This window comes from Bradyrhizobium sp. AUGA SZCCT0169 (genome assembly GCF_018130085.1).
In the GTDB taxonomy this organism is placed as follows: Bacteria; Pseudomonadota; Alphaproteobacteria; order Rhizobiales; family Xanthobacteraceae; genus Bradyrhizobium.
The window spans coordinates 53,640-68,957 of sequence record NZ_JAFCMC010000020.1 but is presented as its reverse complement, the minus strand read 5'-3'; the positions used below and the strand labels follow the sequence as shown (position 1 = coordinate 68,957).

Annotated in this window: 16 protein-coding genes; 11 read left to right on the top strand and 5 right to left on the bottom strand. The window is 62.3% G+C overall.

Features of this window, described 5'->3' with window-relative positions:
• Window positions 1-79: 79 nt before the first annotated feature.
• The 5 genes from JQ609_RS21910 (at window position 80) to JQ609_RS21890 (ending at window position 3,460) form a co-directional block, all read left to right on the top strand.
• Window positions 80-865, top strand: a complete 786-nt coding sequence (locus JQ609_RS21910; RefSeq protein ID WP_212210443.1) for an AAA family ATPase — start codon at window positions 80-82, stop codon at window positions 863-865.
• A 130-nt stretch (window positions 866-995) separates the two neighbouring features.
• Window positions 996-1,208: a hypothetical protein gene (locus JQ609_RS21905; protein ID WP_212210441.1), complete on the top strand. Its 213-nt coding sequence runs from the start codon at window positions 996-998 to the stop codon at window positions 1,206-1,208.
• Between the two features lie 158 nt (window positions 1,209-1,366).
• Entirely contained in the window at window positions 1,367-1,906 is a 540-nt protein-coding gene (locus tag JQ609_RS21900) for an SRPBCC family protein (protein ID WP_212210439.1), read from the top strand.
• 79 nt (window positions 1,907-1,985) lie between these two features.
• The gene (locus JQ609_RS21895; protein WP_249128290.1) at window positions 1,986-2,912 is read left to right on the top strand and encodes a cytochrome D1 domain-containing protein; all 927 of its coding nucleotides are present in this window, start codon (window positions 1,986-1,988) and stop codon (window positions 2,910-2,912) included.
• Window positions 2,913-3,127: 215 nt separating this feature from the next.
• Complete coding sequence (locus tag JQ609_RS21890) at window positions 3,128-3,460, top strand: PRC-barrel domain-containing protein (RefSeq protein ID WP_212274925.1); 333 nt, start codon at window positions 3,128-3,130, stop codon at window positions 3,458-3,460.
• A gap of 57 nt (window positions 3,461-3,517) precedes the next feature.
• Here JQ609_RS21890 and JQ609_RS21885 read toward each other — a convergent pair whose 3' ends face one another.
• Window positions 3,518-3,841 carry a hypothetical protein gene (locus JQ609_RS21885; protein ID WP_212210436.1) on the bottom strand — a complete coding sequence of 108 codons (324 nt, stop codon included), beginning with the start codon at window positions 3,839-3,841 and terminating at the stop codon, window positions 3,518-3,520.
• Between the two features lie 144 nt (window positions 3,842-3,985).
• On the opposite strand from JQ609_RS21885, the gene JQ609_RS21880 reads away from it, so the two are divergent.
• Both JQ609_RS21880 and JQ609_RS21875 read left to right on the top strand, forming a co-directional pair.
• Window positions 3,986-4,273, top strand: coding sequence for a type II toxin-antitoxin system RelE/ParE family toxin (locus JQ609_RS21880; RefSeq protein ID WP_212274924.1), 288 nt, complete (start codon window positions 3,986-3,988; stop codon window positions 4,271-4,273).
• Window positions 4,274-4,278: 5 nt separating this feature from the next.
• Window positions 4,279-4,566: a HigA family addiction module antitoxin gene (locus tag JQ609_RS21875; protein ID WP_212274955.1), complete on the top strand. Its 288-nt coding sequence runs from the start codon at window positions 4,279-4,281 to the stop codon at window positions 4,564-4,566.
• 51 nt (window positions 4,567-4,617) lie between these two features.
• Here the strand turns inward: JQ609_RS21875 and JQ609_RS21870 are convergent, their stop codons facing one another.
• The 4 genes from JQ609_RS21870 to JQ609_RS21855 all read right to left on the bottom strand — a co-directional run bounded on the left by JQ609_RS21870 (window position 4,618) and on the right by JQ609_RS21855 (window position 9,208).
• Window positions 4,618-4,830 (bottom strand): hypothetical protein, encoded by a 213-nt coding sequence (locus JQ609_RS21870; RefSeq protein WP_212210519.1) that lies wholly within the window; start codon window positions 4,828-4,830, stop codon window positions 4,618-4,620.
• On the bottom strand, window positions 4,830-5,120 hold the full coding sequence (locus JQ609_RS35930; RefSeq protein WP_409411192.1) for a DUF4258 domain-containing protein: 291 nt from the start codon (window positions 5,118-5,120) through the stop codon (window positions 4,830-4,832). Before JQ609_RS35930 ends, JQ609_RS21870 begins: the two co-directional genes overlap by 1 nt.
• 57 nt (window positions 5,121-5,177) lie before the next feature.
• The gene (gene uvrA / locus JQ609_RS21860; protein WP_212274922.1) at window positions 5,178-8,162 is read right to left on the bottom strand and encodes an excinuclease ABC subunit UvrA; all 2,985 of its coding nucleotides are present in this window, start codon (window positions 8,160-8,162) and stop codon (window positions 5,178-5,180) included.
• A gap of 293 nt (window positions 8,163-8,455) precedes the next feature.
• Window positions 8,456-9,208, bottom strand: coding sequence for an outer membrane protein (locus tag JQ609_RS21855; protein WP_212274921.1), 753 nt, complete (start codon window positions 9,206-9,208; stop codon window positions 8,456-8,458).
• 475 nt (window positions 9,209-9,683) lie between these two features.
• Here JQ609_RS21855 and JQ609_RS21850 point away from each other — a divergent pair, with 475 nt between their 5' ends.
• From JQ609_RS21850 to JQ609_RS21835, 4 genes are all read left to right on the top strand, one after another.
• Window positions 9,684-10,175: a single-stranded DNA-binding protein gene (locus JQ609_RS21850; RefSeq protein WP_192739871.1), complete on the top strand. Its 492-nt coding sequence runs from the start codon at window positions 9,684-9,686 to the stop codon at window positions 10,173-10,175.
• A 257-nt stretch (window positions 10,176-10,432) separates the two neighbouring features.
• Entirely contained in the window at window positions 10,433-10,831 is a 399-nt protein-coding gene (locus tag JQ609_RS21845) for a DUF2306 domain-containing protein (protein ID WP_212274920.1), read from the top strand.
• 211 nt (window positions 10,832-11,042) lie between these two features.
• Window positions 11,043-13,772 (top strand): DNA gyrase subunit A, encoded by a 2,730-nt coding sequence (gyrA, locus tag JQ609_RS21840; RefSeq protein ID WP_212274919.1) that lies wholly within the window; start codon window positions 11,043-11,045, stop codon window positions 13,770-13,772.
• A 293-nt stretch (window positions 13,773-14,065) separates the two neighbouring features.
• A complete protein-coding gene (locus JQ609_RS21835) occupies window positions 14,066-15,049 on the top strand; it encodes an ABC transporter substrate-binding protein (RefSeq protein ID WP_212274918.1) in 984 nt (327 codons plus the stop codon).
• The last annotated feature ends 269 nt before the right edge of the window (window positions 15,050-15,318 follow it).

Sequence of the window (15,318 nt, the reverse complement as noted above, 5' to 3'; positions counted from 1 at the left end):
TTCCCTTTCTGTTCTTGATTTCATTTCGCCACGCGTATTGGATGCGCTGACCATTCCTGGTCGTCCGCAGGCCCTTTGCATGAGCAAAAGACGAAACCGCGTCATCGATATGCCCGCGCCATATCTCCGGCGCGTCTGGCTCGATCCAGCTGCTATCGCCGACCGCGAGGCCTATCCGTTCTGCCTGCCGTTCCTGCGCGATGGGCTCGAACTGGAGTTCGACCGGCCCATCACCATCATCGCCGGCGAGAATGGCACCGGCAAATCCACGCTGCTGGAGGGCATTGCCGTGCTCTCGGGCTTTGACGACGCAGGCGGCGGCAAGGGCTACCGGGCCGTCGACCATTCGGATGCGCGTGAGAAGATGGGAGGGGAGCTTTCTGAGGCGCTGCGCGCGAGTTGGCTGCCGAAGATCACCAATGGCTGGTTCTTCCGCGCCGAGACCTTCTTCTCGATCGCCAGATATCTCGATTCGGTCGGAAGCAGCTCGGACTTCCTGTCCTACTCGCACGGCGAGGGCTTTTTGCGCTTCTTCGAAGAGCGCTGCCAGCGGCAGGGCCTGTTCATCTTCGACGAACCCGAAGCCGCGCTGTCGCCGGCGCGGCAGATGGAATTTTTGAAGTTGATGTACCGCATGGAACAATCGACGCATTGCCAGGTCGTGATGGCAACGCACGCGCCAATGCTGATGGCCTATCCCGGCGCGCGCCTGCTGCGGCTATCGAAGTATGGCCTGGAGCCTGTGACCGTCGAACAGACCGACCACTACCGGGTAATGCGGGAGTTCTGCAACGATCCGGCCGGATTTGTGGAAGCGGTGGTCGACGAGTGGATGCCGCAGCGCCGGGATGTCGACCAGTTCTGATAGCGCCGGGTGAACTTGAGACCGCCGACCGCACTAAGGAAACATGTGAGCGAGCTCGAGCGGCAAGCCACCATCGTAGCGCGCTGTCGCTGTCAATTGCCCGGTGTGATCGAAATCGGAGACGTTTCTTATGAATGAATGGATATCGTTTGCGGTCGCATGGCTGCCGTTCGTACTACTGATCGCGGTGTGGTGCTGGTTCGCGCGCCGCAACGGCATGCAGGCGCGTGGATCTTCCGGCTCGACCACGATCGAGCTTTACGAGCAGCAGGTCGCGGAGACGCGGCGGATGAACGGGTTTCTGGAGCGGATTGCCGCGTCGCTGGAGAAGCGGGAGAGGTAGGGCGCACCAGCGAAGCGAGTTGCGCCGCGCGAGCGTGCTCCAGGCTGAATACGCCGCGCGGTCCGGCGGCGCCACAAACCAGCCTCCTTTGGTATGAAAATGCGTTGCCATAACGCCGCCGCGCGCCTGCGCGGCCATAAGGACCAAGAGGAAACGACATGAGAACGACCGCGAGGGTGGGGGCCGTGGTGGCGGCGCTGGCAGTCATGGGGGTGGCCTGGGCGCACGGGCCGACCCGCCAGAAGGTGCGGGAATCGATCGAGATCAACGCGCCGCCGGCCAAGGTGTGGGCCGTGATCGGCAATTTCCAGGACATGAGCTGGCTGCAGCCGGTCAGCAAGACCGAGGGCAGCAAAGGCAACGAGATCGAGGCCACGCGGCGGCTGACGCTGGCTGGTGGTGCGACCGTCGATGAGGAACTCTATAAGTACGATGCCGAGAAGATGACCTATTCCTACCGGATCACGGCCGTCGACGTGAAGGTGCTGCCGGTCACCAACTATTCGTCCACCCTGACGGTCACGCCCAGCGCCGACGGCAAGGGAAGCAGCCTGGAGTGGGCCGGCGCGTTCTACCGCGGTTTTCCCAACAACGATCCGCCGCCGGAGCTGAGCGACCAGGCCGCCGTGAAGGCGGTGAGCGGGCTTTACAAAGCGGGCCTCGAGGCGCTGAAGAAGAAGGTCGAAAGCGGAAGCTGACCGTGCGGGCTAGAGTCTTGTCTTGACGCGTTTTCTGAGCGCGAACCGGGTCCACTTCGCTGGAAAACGCTATGTCGTTCTGGCGGCTGCGGTCGCCAGCATCGGCACGGTCTGGGCCGCCCGGGCCGAGGAGGCGTTCGTCACCAATCAGCTCAGCGAAAATCTCACCGTCGTTGACCTCGCGACGTCGCGGCCGGTCGCGACCATCGCGATCGGCGGCAAGCCGGCAGGGGTAGCCATCACGCCGGATGGACGCTTCGCCTATGTGACGAGCCCCGACGCCAAGGCGCTCACCGTGGTCGATGCCGCCGCACGCCAGGTGGTCGGCAGGATCAACGTCGGCGGCGGTCCGCTCGGCGTTGCGGTGGCGCCGGATGGCGGCGCGGTCTATGTCGCCGACTGGTACGCCGCGGCGGTGCGGGTGATTGACCCGAAAGAGCAGCGCGTGATCGCCGATATCGCGGTCGGCGCATCGCCGTCGGGACTTGTGGTCACACCGGACGGGCGGCTGCTGCTCTCGGCGGACCGCGATGCCGACAGCGTATCCGTCATCGATACCGCGACGCGCGAACGCCGGGCGATCATCAAGGTCGGCACGCGCCCGTTCGGCATCACGATCGATGCGGAGGGCCGGCGGGCCTACACCGCCAATGTCGGATCGAACGACGTCTCCGTGATCGACATCGCGGATAACCGCGAGATCGGGCGCGTGAAGACGGGCCTGCGCCCCTACGCGGTCGCACTTGCCCAGGGCCGCGGCTTCGTCAGCGACCAGTATGACGGCACCGTCAGCGTGTTCGATCTCGCGACGCTTGCGCCGGTCAAGCGCATCCATGTCGGCGATTATCCGGAAGGGATCGCGGCGACGGCGGACGGCAGGCAGATCATCGTGGCGAACTGGGAGAGCAACTCGATCAGCGTGATCGATGCGGTCGAATTGAAAGTGACCGGTGAGATCAAGGTCGGCGACGGACCGCGGGCGTTCGGGATGTTTTTACGGCGGTAGAGGTCGTAGGATGGGTGGAGCCAACGGGTCGCGCGAATGCGCGCCCGATGACAGGCTCCGCGATACCCATCATCCCTCCGCGCGCGAGATTGATGGGTTTCGCTGCGCTCTACCCATCCTACATGCGTCCGTGCGCCGCGGCTGCCGGGCGCGCGCATGTCCGGCTCATTGGTGCTATAATTGGCTGGAGAACAGAGAAAAACAGGGAGGATGCCATGCCGCATACCCTGGTGCCCAGTGATCGCGTCGAGCACGCGAACGTCTACGGCCGAGACGGCGCGAAACTCGGCACGATCGAACGACTGATGCTGGACAAGGTGCGCGGAACCGTCGCGTATGCCGTGATAAAAACCGGCGGGCTGCTCGCCACCCATCACCATTATCCCGTGCGGTGGGACGAACTCAGGTTTGATCCCGCGCGTCAGGCCTTCGTGGTCGAGCTGACGTTGGACGATTTGCGCGCCGGTCCGTCCGAGTTCGATGAAGACGGCTTCGACTGGGGCGACCGCTCGCGATCCTACCCGCACCCGCATTATTGGACGGTGTAGGGCGAGGGCGAGCAGCGCGTTACTGCAAAGGGACGTCCGCGACACTGGCCGGCCGCGCTACCGCAACTTGCGCACGTGAATATTGATGTCGAGGTCGATGCTGCTGACGCAAGTTTGCTCGGTGCGGTGAGAGCCTCCCGCGTGCCATGGCCCGTTACGCGGATTGGCATTTCTGACGTCGGCAAGCCGCAGGCACCGCCACTGCGGTAGCTTGCCACTGCTTTGTCCGGCAAATTGCCACGCCAGCACGACTTCCTCACCACGCTTGTTGAGACCCAGGATATGCGGGCACAATTCGCGATGGCGGCCTTCATAGGTGCAGACCACCTGCTGTTCGGCCAGGATCGCATTGCGGAACAAGGTGTAAATCGGGCTGGGCATGGACCTAGCTTGTCCAGGCAGAGAGTGGTGTCAATTCAAATGCCCGACCCAGGGGTAACCTGCCGCCCGCGGATAGTGGAGCCGACGCTGTTCTATTCGTTCTCTATCCTTGCTGTTCACCGCTTGACGTAGTATATTTATGCCATGATCCGATCATGGCGGAATTCCGCGACCCGCAAGGTTTGGGACGGCGAACAGCCAAATCAATTTCGCGGGCTGGATTTCGAAGCTGCGATCGATCTGTTGGTGGCATTGAATGTAGCAAAGTCACTCAGCGACTTAAGTCCGTTGAAAAGCGTAGGCCTTCACAAGCTCAAGGGTGATCGCAAGAAGCAGTGGGCGATGACGGTCAACGAGCGCTGGCGTATCTGTTTCGAGTTTCACAAAGGCGATGCCCACGAGGTTGAGATCGTGGACTACCACAAAGGTTGACCGTCATGGCTCCTGTCGTACACCCCGGTCGTTTATTGAAGCGCGAACTAGCCGCTCGCAAGCTCAGTGCCAACCGTTTGTCGCTCGATATCGGCGTACCCTCAGGCCGCGTCACCGACATTCTCAACGGTCGCCGTTCGATTACGGCTGACACGGCGGTGCGCCTTGGACGCTATTTTGGCAATGGGGCGCAGTTCTGGCTCGACTTGCAGGGCCAATATGACATCGGCATCGTTGAGCGGGAGAAGGGCGCGGAGATTGCGAAGCGGGTGAGGCCGGCGGACGCGGCTTAGGGCGCAGAAGAACGGAATACGCCGCGCTATTCCGCCCTACGAGCCAACCTGCTAAGCGGAAATTGGCGTCAATTCGAATACCAGGCCATGCCTTGCGGCTTCCGCGATTTCACCTCTGCGCAACGCCAGCCGGACGGCATCAAGCTTCTGTGCATCTTCCAAGGAAAGGTATGGCGACCATCCGGTATCGTCCTCGATGAGCTCAACCGGGACTTCTGCCGCATAACGGCCTTCGTGAATGAGTTTGACGGTTTTTCGGAGCATCATTTCTTCCGTCGCATGAAGTCAGATGACCATCGCTCTTGGTCGGGTCGATATGCCGTGACTAGTACCGCAGGATCCGATTGATCCTTTGGGATTGCCCAAACCACATGAACCGGCCTCCGCAAGATGTCCCACTGTAGAACGAGAACGCTGGGTCCCCGCATTGCCGCCGGATAGTCCTCGACAACAACAGCGGTATCGATACCAACCAGCACCTCAGTTACCAATATATCATCCTTGGCAAGCTCGTCATAGCCGTGATCGGAAATGCGGAGCAAACCCCGCGTCACAAGAGCCTGAATCTAAGTGAGCGTATCGCTCAAATGGCTCTCCTCACGTCCGGTTGTCTACTCCGCCGCCTCACTCGCCCCCGTACTCTTCCGCGGCTTTCCCGCCGCCCGCTTCAGCACCGGCTCCAGAAACTTGCCGGTATAGCTCCGCGGCGCTTTCACGATATCCTCCGGCGGACCCCAGGCGACGATTTCGCCGCCGCCGTCGCCGCCTTCGGGGCCGAGGTCGATGACCCAGTCGGCGGTTTTTATCACCTCGAGATTGTGCTCGATGACGACGACCGTGTTGCCCTGCGACACCAGCTCGTGCAGCACTTCGAGCAGCTTGGCGACGTCGTGGAAATGCAGCCCGGTGGTGGGCTCGTCCAGGATGTAAAGCGTGCGGCCCGTTGCGCGCTTTGACAGTTCCTTTGCCAGCTTGACGCGCTGGGCTTCGCCGCCGGACAGCGTGGTGGCCTGCTGGCCGACATGGATATAGTCGAGGCCGACGCGGTGCAGCGTCTTAAAAGTTTCGCGGACGCGCGGGACGGCCTTGAAGAACTCGGCGGCTTCCTCGACCGTCATGTCGAGCACGTCGGCGATGCTCTTGCCCTTGAACAGGACTTCCAGGGTCTCGCGGTTGTAGCGCTTGCCCTTGCAGGCGTCGCAGGTGACGTAGACGTCGGGCAGGAAGTGCATCTCGATCTTGATGACGCCGTCGCCCTGGCAAGCCTCGCAGCGACCGCCCTTGACGTTGAAGGAGAAGCGCCCGGGCTCGTAGCCGCGCGCCTTGGCTTCGGGCAGGCCGGCGAACCATTCGCGGATCGGCGTGAACGCGCCGGTATAGGTCGCGGGGTTGGAACGCGGGGTGCGGCCGATCGGCGACTGGTCGATGTCGATGATCTTGTCGATATGCTCCAGCCCCTCGATGCGGTCGTGGGGCGCGGCGCCTTCGCTGGCGTTGTTGAGTTTTCGCGCGATCGCTTTGTAGAGCGTGTCGATCAATAGCGTCGACTTGCCGCCGCCGGAGACGCCGGTCACGCAGGTGAACAGGCCGAGCGGAATTTCGGCCGAGACGTTTTTCAGATTGTTGCCGCGGGCGTTGATCACCTTGATGGTTCGGCGATGGTTCGGCGGCTTGCGCTCGGGGATCGCCACCGACAATTCGCCGGTGAGGTACTTTCCGGTCAGCGATTTCGGATTGGCCATGACCTCGGCGGGCGTGCCTTGCGCCACGATGTGGCCGCCATGCATGCCGGCGCCGGGGCCGATGTCGAGCACGAAATCGGCGAGGCGAATGGCGTCCTCGTCATGCTCGACCACGATCACGGTATTGCCGAGGTCGCGCAGCCGCTTCAGCGTTTCCAAGAGCCGCGCATTGTCGCGCTGGTGCAGGCCGATCGATGGCTCGTCCAGCACATAGAGCACGCCTGTCAGCCCCGAGCCGATCTGGGAGGCGAGGCGGATGCGCTGGCTTTCGCCGCCGCTGAGCGTACCGGACGAACGCGACAGCGTCAGATAATTGAGGCCGACGTCGAGCAGGAAGGACAGCCGCTCGCGGATCTCCTTCAGCACGCGGATGGCGATCTCGTTCTGCTGGGCGTTGAGCGCCTTTGGCACGCTCTCGAACCATTCGCCGGCGCGCTTGACCGAGAGTTCACTGATCTCGCCGATATGCTTGCCGCCGATCTTGACGCACAGCGCCTCCGGCTTCAGCCGGTAGCCGTGGCAGCCCTCGCAGGGGATGTCGGAAAAATACTTTGCCAGCTCCTCGCGTGCCCATTCGCTTTCGGTCTCGCGAAAACGGCGGTTGAGGTTGGTGATGACGCCCTCGAACGGTTTCTTGGTGTCGTAAGAGCGCACCCCGTCCTCATAGGAGAACTTGATCTCGTCGTCGCCGGAGCCATGAAGAATAGCGGCCTGCGTCTTCTTCGGCAGGTCCTTCCATTTGGTGTCGAGCGTGAACTTGTAGAATTTGCCGAGCGCGGTCAGCGTCTGGATGTAATAGGGCGAGGACGATTTGGACCAGGGCGCGATCGCGCCCTTGCGCAAGGTCAGCTCCTTGTCGGGGATGACGAGGTCTTCGTCGATATGCTGCTCGACGCCGAGGCCGCCGCAGGCCGGGCAGGCGCCATAGGGGTTGTTGAACGAGAACAGCCGGGGCTCGATCTCGGGAATGGTGAAGCCAGAAACCGGGCAGGCGAATTTCTCCGAAAACAAAATCCGTTCCGGGCCGGTCTTGTCGTGGATCTTTGCCGTTTTCTTGTCGGACTTCTTTTCCTCGGCAGCGCCCGCGGGCGCGTCGGCGTATTCGATCACCGCCAGGCCTTCAGCGAGTTTTAAGGCGGTCTCAAAGCTTTCGGCGAGGCGCTGGCCGATGTCGGGGCGGACCACGATGCGGTCGACGACGACGTCGATGTCGTGCGGGAATTTCTTGTCGAGCGTGGGCGCTTCGGCGAGCTCATAGAAGCTGCCGTCGATCTTGACGCGCTGGAAGCCCTTCTTGAGGTATTCGGCGAGCTCCTTCTTGTACTCGCCCTTGCGGCCGCGCGCGACCGGTGCCAGCAGGTAGAGCCGCGTGCCTTCGGGCAGCGCCAGCACGCGGTCGACCATCTGCGACACCAGCTGGCTCTCGATCGGCAGGCCCGTTGCGGGCGAATAGGGCACGCCGACGCGCGCCCATAGCAGGCGCATGTAGTCGTAGATCTCGGTAACGGTGCCGACCGTCGAGCGCGGGTTTTTCGACGTCGTCTTCTGCTCGATCGAGATCGCCGGCGACAGTCCGTCGATCTGGTCGACGTCGGGCTTCTGCATCATCTCGAGGAACTGGCGCGCATAGGCCGAGAGCGACTCGACGTAGCGGCGCTGACCCTCGGCATAGATGGTGTCGAAGGCGAGCGAGGATTTGCCGGAGCCGGACAGGCCCGTGAATACCGCAAGCTTGTCGCGGGGAATCTCGACGTCGATGTTTTTCAGATTGTGCTCGCGCGCGCCGCGGATCGTTATCGCGCGCGTTCCCGAGCCGGCGTTGGTTTGGCGCTTCGCCCTCAGCACTTCATCCATATCGGCATTTCCAGGCGCGTGGAGGCGCGCCACGTTGGGCGCGCATGGCCAGGGAAGACCTTAGCCGGGCGCCGATGGCAGAAAGCTGGAACGTAGGAAGAACGGGCCGGGATTTCCAGTGCTCGCAGCAAGCCATCAACGGTTTGTTTTGCAAGGAGTTGCCAAGGAATAGCAATGGCAGCAGATGGCAGCGGAACCGAGTGGATGGAACGCGCGGCAGGCAAGATGCCCTCAAACAAAAAGGCCGGCACGAGGCCGGCCTTTCGTTATTTGGTATTGGCGGTTCGCGTAGATCAGTACTTCGCGATGACCGGGCCGCCCCAACGATAGTTGACGCGGACGGTGACGAGATCGACGTCCTGACTGATGCGGTCGACCGTGGACACCAGACCAGCGGGCGTTGCGAAGGTCAGATTGCGATCGCCCATGAACATGTGATCGTATTCGACCGCGGCAGACCAGTTCGGGGCGAAGCCGTATTCGAGGCCGACACCGACGACGCCGCCCCAGCGGGTTTCCCTGGCCGAGTCGAAAATCACGTTGGTTCCGGTGAAGCGATGTTCGTAGCGATCCTCGGTGACTGCAGCGCCACCCTTCACGTACAGCAGGGCGTTATTCCAGGCGTAACCGACCTGACCGGTGAACAAGCCGAAGCTGCGGATGCGCGAGCGATCCGTCGCATCGCCCGGAGCCAGGATGAACTGCTGGCTTACGCGCGAGCCGCTGAAGTCGGCCCAGTTGCCCTGCGCTTCAAGACCGAAAACCCAGGAAGCCGCCTGCCAGCGATAGCCGATCTGACCACCGGCCGTGCCACCGGTCGCATCATGACATCCTTCGGCAAGGAGAGGACCAGCGACCGGAACGACGTCCCAGCACTTGTGGCTCGAACCCCAACCACCGTTGGCGCCGATGTAGAAACCGCTCCAGTCATAGACTGCCGCGATCATCGGGGGGGCCTTGGTGTAAGGACGCGCAGCGAGATCAGCCGCAGCGGCGGGAGCCGCAAAGGCAACGAGAGCAACAGTACCAAGCAAAAACTTCTTCATTTCAAATAGTCCCCAGTCCTTTGGTCGCTTCCCGTTGGTCCCGAAGCGTTTTTGTCCAAGACGCGAGCGCCGCGCCGCTGGACAAGCCATACGCCAATTCAACCGGAAATGCCGTCTCCGAAATGCAACACTCGCGGGCGAAGTGTAGACCTTCAAGGTAATGATTTGTTTAGAATATCCGCCACACAGCTCCCAGCTCCGCGCGGCTTCCGGCACGGAGCAAATACCGGAATACCGGCCGGGCGTCGATGACCTGAGGTTGCGTAGAACAAAACTGGAACAATGCTGCGGGCAATGCTATATGTGGATAACCGCTGCTTTGCCGAGGGATCGCTAAGTCGGGGCGGCCATCGGGCGTATAGGGTCGTCTCAAATGTCCCTGATGCGGATGAGGCGGCCAATCGGGCGGCCCGTGCCGGCCGATTGCAGCGGTGGCGCAGCAGTTTTTGGTACCGATTTTGAGTGGAGAGCGACGATGGCGGGAAGCGTGAACAAGGTGATCCTGGTCGGAAACCTCGGCAAGGATCCGGAAATCCGGCGGACACAGGACGGGCGGCCGATCGCCAATCTGAGCATCGCGACCTCTGAAACCTGGCGCGACAAGGGCACCGGCGAGCGCAAGGAAAAGACCGAGTGGCACCGCGTGGTGATCTTCAATGAAGGGCTCTGCAAGGTCGCCGAGCAGTACCTGAAGAAGGGCGCCAAGGTTTACATCGAGGGTGCGCTGCAGACCCGCAAATGGACCGACCAGAGCGGGGTCGAGAAATACTCGACCGAAGTGGTGCTGCAGGGCTTCAATTCGACCCTGACCATGCTCGACGGCCGCTCCGGCGGCGGGGGCGGCAGTTTTGGCTCCGACGATTCCAGCGGCGATTTTGGCGGCGGCCAGGCCACTTCCGCGCCGCGGCGCGCGGTTGCAGCGGGCGCCGGACGCAACAACGACATGGACGACGACATCCCGTTCTGATCGGGCACCGTTCAGGCCTGACCGGAGCTTGTGAGCCGCCGAAAAATCGGCGGCTCGAGCAAGCTCGGTTGGCTGGTGTTTATTCTTGAGAACCTGCCCCAACAGTTTGATTCAGCTATGTGTCGTTGTGCGCCGCAGCACTTTGACTCCGGCCGATGTAAATGATATTTACATTAAGAGATCAGTTTAGCGTTTTCCGCCGCGCGTGATGCCGTCGAGCCGGCGGCCGCGGGATGGAGCCTTGGGGAGCGTCCGTCATGAGCCTCGCGCCGTTGCTGGATGCCGCTCCCGCGATCCCGCTTCATGCCTTTGCGGCCATGGCTGCGTTCGCGCTGGGCGTCGTCCAGTTCGCGGCCCCGAAGGGAACGCTGCCGCACCGGACGCTGGGCTGGATCTGGGTTGGCCTAATGGCCGTGGTCGCGATCTCCTCGTTCTGGATCCACGAGATCAGGCTGCTGGGTCCCTGGAGCCCGATCCATCTGCTCTCGATCTTCACGCCGGTCATGCTGGTGCTCGGCGTGTGGTACGCGCGCTGGCACAAGGTCCGCGGCCACAAGATCACGATGATCTCGATCTTTGCCGGCGCGCTGGTCGTTGCGGGGCTGTTTACCTTCGTCCCCGGGCGGATCATGCATGCGGTGGTGTTCGGGCAGTGAGGGATTAGCGAATGGCGAATAGGGGTTCCATTCGCTATTCGCCATTCGCTATTCGCCTCTCCATGACAGGCGCTCCGGAACCCGGCGATTGCCCGGTAAGTCCCTGAAAAAACGAAGGGAAAAACAGCTGGCCGGGAGCGCCCCGGGGTGGTTAAAAGCCCCCCGATACGCTATATGATTCCCAGCCTAGAACTGACCCGGATTTCCCCCTTTGTCTGACAACGATGAGAACAAGCCCGGCGAGCCGCCGGTGCCTTCCGATATTCGTCCCGTTTCCATTCTGGACGAGATGAAGCGCTCCTACCTCGATTACGCCATGAGCGTGATCGTGGCGCGTGCGCTGCCGGATGCCCGCGACGGCCTCAAGCCCGTGCATCGCCGCATTCTGTATTCGATGTACGAGCAGGGGCACACGCCGGACAAGAAATACGTCAAATCCGCGCGCGTCGTCGGTGACGTGATCGGTAAATATCATCCGCACGGCGACCAGTCGATTTACGACGCGATGGTCCGGATGGCGCAGGAATTCTCCATGCGCGTGCCGCTGATCGACGGGCAGGGGAACTTCGGCTCGGTCGACGGCGATCCCCCGGCGGCCTACCGGTATACCGAAGCGCGTCTGACGAAATCGGCGCTCGCCGTGCTCGGCGACATCGACAAGGACACCGTCGACTTCCAGGCCAACTACGACAATTCGGAGAAAGAGCCGTCGGTTCTGCCGGCCAAGTTCCCGAACCTCTTGGTCAATGGCGCCGGCGGCATCGCCGTCGGCATGGCGACCAACATTCCCCCGCACAATCTCGGCGAAGTCATCGACGCCTGCGTGGCATTGATCGACAACCCCGCGCTTTCCATCGACGAACTCATCAACATCGTACCCGGCCCCGATTTTCCGACCGGCGGCATCATCCTCGGCCGCCAGGGCATCCGCTCGGCCTATCACCTCGGCCGCGGCTCGATCATGATGCGCGGCAAGGTCTCGATCGACACCATCCGCAAGGACCGCGAAGCGATCATCATCACCGAGATTCCCTACCAGGTGAACAAGGCCACCATGGTGGAGCGCATCGGCGAACTGGTGCGCGAGAAGAAGATCGAGGGCGTCGCCGACCTGCGCGATGAATCGTCCCGCGAGGGCCTGCGCGTCGTCGTGGAACTGAAACGCGAAGCGGTGCCGGATGTCGTTCTGAACCAGCTCTATCGTTTCACGCCGCTGCAATCGAATTTCCCGGCCAACATGCTGGCGCTGGATTCCGGCCGCCCGCTGACCATGAACCTGAAGGACCTGCTGACGCTGTTCATCGCGTTCCGCGAGCAGGTCATCACGCGCCGGACCAAGTTCCTGCTCAACAAGGCCCGCGACCGCGCCCACATCCTGGTCGGTCTGGCCATCGCCGTCGCCAATATCGACGAGATCATTCGCGTGATCCGCGCCTCGCCCGATCCCACCACCGCCCGCGACAGCCTGATGGCGCGGGACTGGCCGGCGCGGGATGTCGAGGCGATGATCACGCTGATCGACGATCCCCGGCACCGGATGACTGCCGAAGGTACCGCGCGGCTGTCGTTCGAGCAGGCCAAGGCCATTCTCGACCTCCGCCTGCAGCGCCTGACTGCGCTGGGCCGCGAGGAGATTTCCGAAGAGCTCGACAAGCTCGCGGTGGAGATCGCCGACTATCTCGAGATTCTGCGCTCGCGTGCGCGGGTGCAGGCCATCGTCAAGGCCGAGCTCGCCGAGGTGAAGGACGATTTCGCCACCCCGCGCAAGACCGTCATCATGGAGCAGGAAGACGAGGTCGAGGACGAGGACCTGATCCAGCGCGAAGACATGGTGGTCACGGTCTCGCATGCCGGCTACGTCAAGCGCGTGCCGCTGTCGGCCTACCGGGCGCAGCGCCGCGGCGGCAAGGGCCGCGCGGGCATGCAGACCCGCGACGAGGATTTTGTTAGCCGGCTGTTCGTGGCCTCGACCCATACGCCGGTGCTGTTCTTCTCCTCGCGCGGCCAGGTCTACAAGGAAAAGGTCTGGCGGCTGCCGATGGCGGCGCCGAACGCGCGCGGCAAGGCGCTGATCAACATCCTGCCGCTGGAGCAGGGTGAACGCATCACCACCATCATGCCGTTGCCGGAGGATGAATCCTCCTGGGGCAATCTCGACGTGATGTTCGCCACGACCGGCGGCAACGTCCGCCGCAACAAGCTGTCCGACTTCGTCGATGTCCGCCGTTCCGGCATCATCGCCATGAAGCTCGACGAGGGCGAGGCGATCGTCGACGTGCAGATCTGCACCGAGCATGACGACGTGCTGCTGACGGCGGCCGGCGGCCAGTGCATCCGCTTCCCCGTCACCGACGTGCGCGTCTTTACCGGCCGCACCTCGATGGGCGTGCGCGGCATTGCGCTTGCCGAAAACGACAAGCTGATCTCGCTGTCGATCCTGCGCCATGTCGAGACCACGTCGGACGAGCGGTCGGCGTATCAGAAGATGCGCCGCGCGGTAGCCGGCGAGACCGGCACCGAGGAGCCCGCCGATGTCGAGGCCGAGGAGATTTCGGGTACGCTCCAGCTCTCCCAGGAACGCTATGCCGAAATGTCGGCGCAGGAGCAGGTGGTGCTGACCGTGTCCGTCAACGGCTTCGGCAAGCGCACCTCGTCCTACGAATACCGCACCACGGGGCGCGGCGGCAAAGGCATCGTCGCGATGTCGGTCAACAACCGCAACGGCAAGCTGGTGGCCTCGTTCCCGGTCGAGGACTCTGACCAGATCATGCTGGTGACCGACAAGGGCCAGTTGATCCGCTGTCCGGTCGAGGGCATCCGCATCGCCGGCCGCTCGACCCAAGGCGTGATCGTGTTCGACACCGCCGAGGACGAGCACGTGGTCTCCGTCGAGCATATCGGTGACGACGGCGAGAATGGCGAGAACGGGAATGGCGGTTAGGGCCCTGTCAGGGCGCGGTCTCATCTCAGCAGAGCCAAATCGGTTTGAGGCGAGCCTGACGGAAGTCGGATTGCTGGGCGCTCGTTGCTCCGCCGGAGCGCCCGGGAGGGTGCGCGGCAGATCGCGAAGCAGGGTGCATGCTGATCGTGCGGCAGGACCAGTACGTGGCGCACGTCCTGCCGCTGCGGCACGCGGCCAACCGACGCTGTTGACCCACAGCGGGCATCAGACCGCTTGAGCCGCGCGGGAAATTGCTTACGCTTGCGTTCAGGTCATCGTGGGCAAGATCTACAATGAAACGACGCGAGTTCATCTCGCTTCTGAGCGGCGCTGCGGCTGGTTGGCCGCTAGCGGCGCGCGGGCAACAGTCGGGGAGGGTGTGGCGGATCGGGTATCTGGGATTTGGCCCGGCGTCTAATTGGACGAGGGAAGTTGAGGCTCTGCGGAGCGGCTTGCGCGATCTCGGTTACGTTGAGGGCAAGAATATTCTCATTGAGTTCCGGTGGGCGGAGCGGGCTGATCAAATGCATGATCTCGCCGCCCAACTCGCCAGCATGAAAGTTGATGTTATTTTCGCCCCCGCCTCAACCCATGTTGAATCTGCCCGAAAGGTGACCAAAACGATCCCGATTGTCTTCGCAACACATGCAGATCCGGTCGGGCTTGGGGATGTGGCGAGCCTCTCACGGCCGGGCGGCAATATCACCGGACTGTCGATGCTTCTCACTGAACTCTCCGTCAAAGAGCTGGAGATTTTGAGAGAAGCCCTGCCGCACGCAAGGAGAATTGGTGTTCTCTGGAATCCCACGACCCCCTCTCATCCAACCGCTATCAAGGCGATTAAAGCTGCGAGCGAAAAACTCGGCGTCGAACTAGTCATAACTCCCGCTGGAACTGTCACGGAAATCGAGAAAGCATTCTCGACAATGACACGAGAAAGCGTCCGTGGTGTTCTCGTCTTGGGTTCCCCGATCTTCAACGCACAGGGACCACTCTTGGCCGAATTGCAATTGAAGTATCGGCTGCCCGCGATATTTGCGTACAGACCAAACGTGGACGCGGGTGGTCTTATGAGTTATGGCGCGGATTTCAGCGACCTCTATCGACGCGCGGCAAGCTACATTGACAAGATTCTCAAAGACGCGAAACCGGCAGACCTTCCAGTGGAGCAAGCGTCAAAATACGTACTAGTCATCAACCTTAAGACTGCGAAAGCACTTGGCCTGATCATTCCGCCGACCTTGCTCGCCCGCGCCGACGAGGTGATCGAGGATTAAGGGCGGGGACGGCCCTGTCGACGAAGCGCTGCGGTTGCGAGCATGCCCGCCTTTGACCAGCGGCGGACCTGGGGCCGATCAGCGCGTGAGCGCCCCTGAATTTGCGTGAGCCACACGTCTGACGCCGGAAACAGTCGTCGCGTCGAACCGATAGCGCGCTTCAATCAACGTGTGAAGAGTTGCTCATCATCATGGGTTAATGGCGGTTTCAGAACGGAAGCGACCGCAGCGGCGACTTGTGCCCTTTGCCTGATGCCGACAAGCGGTAT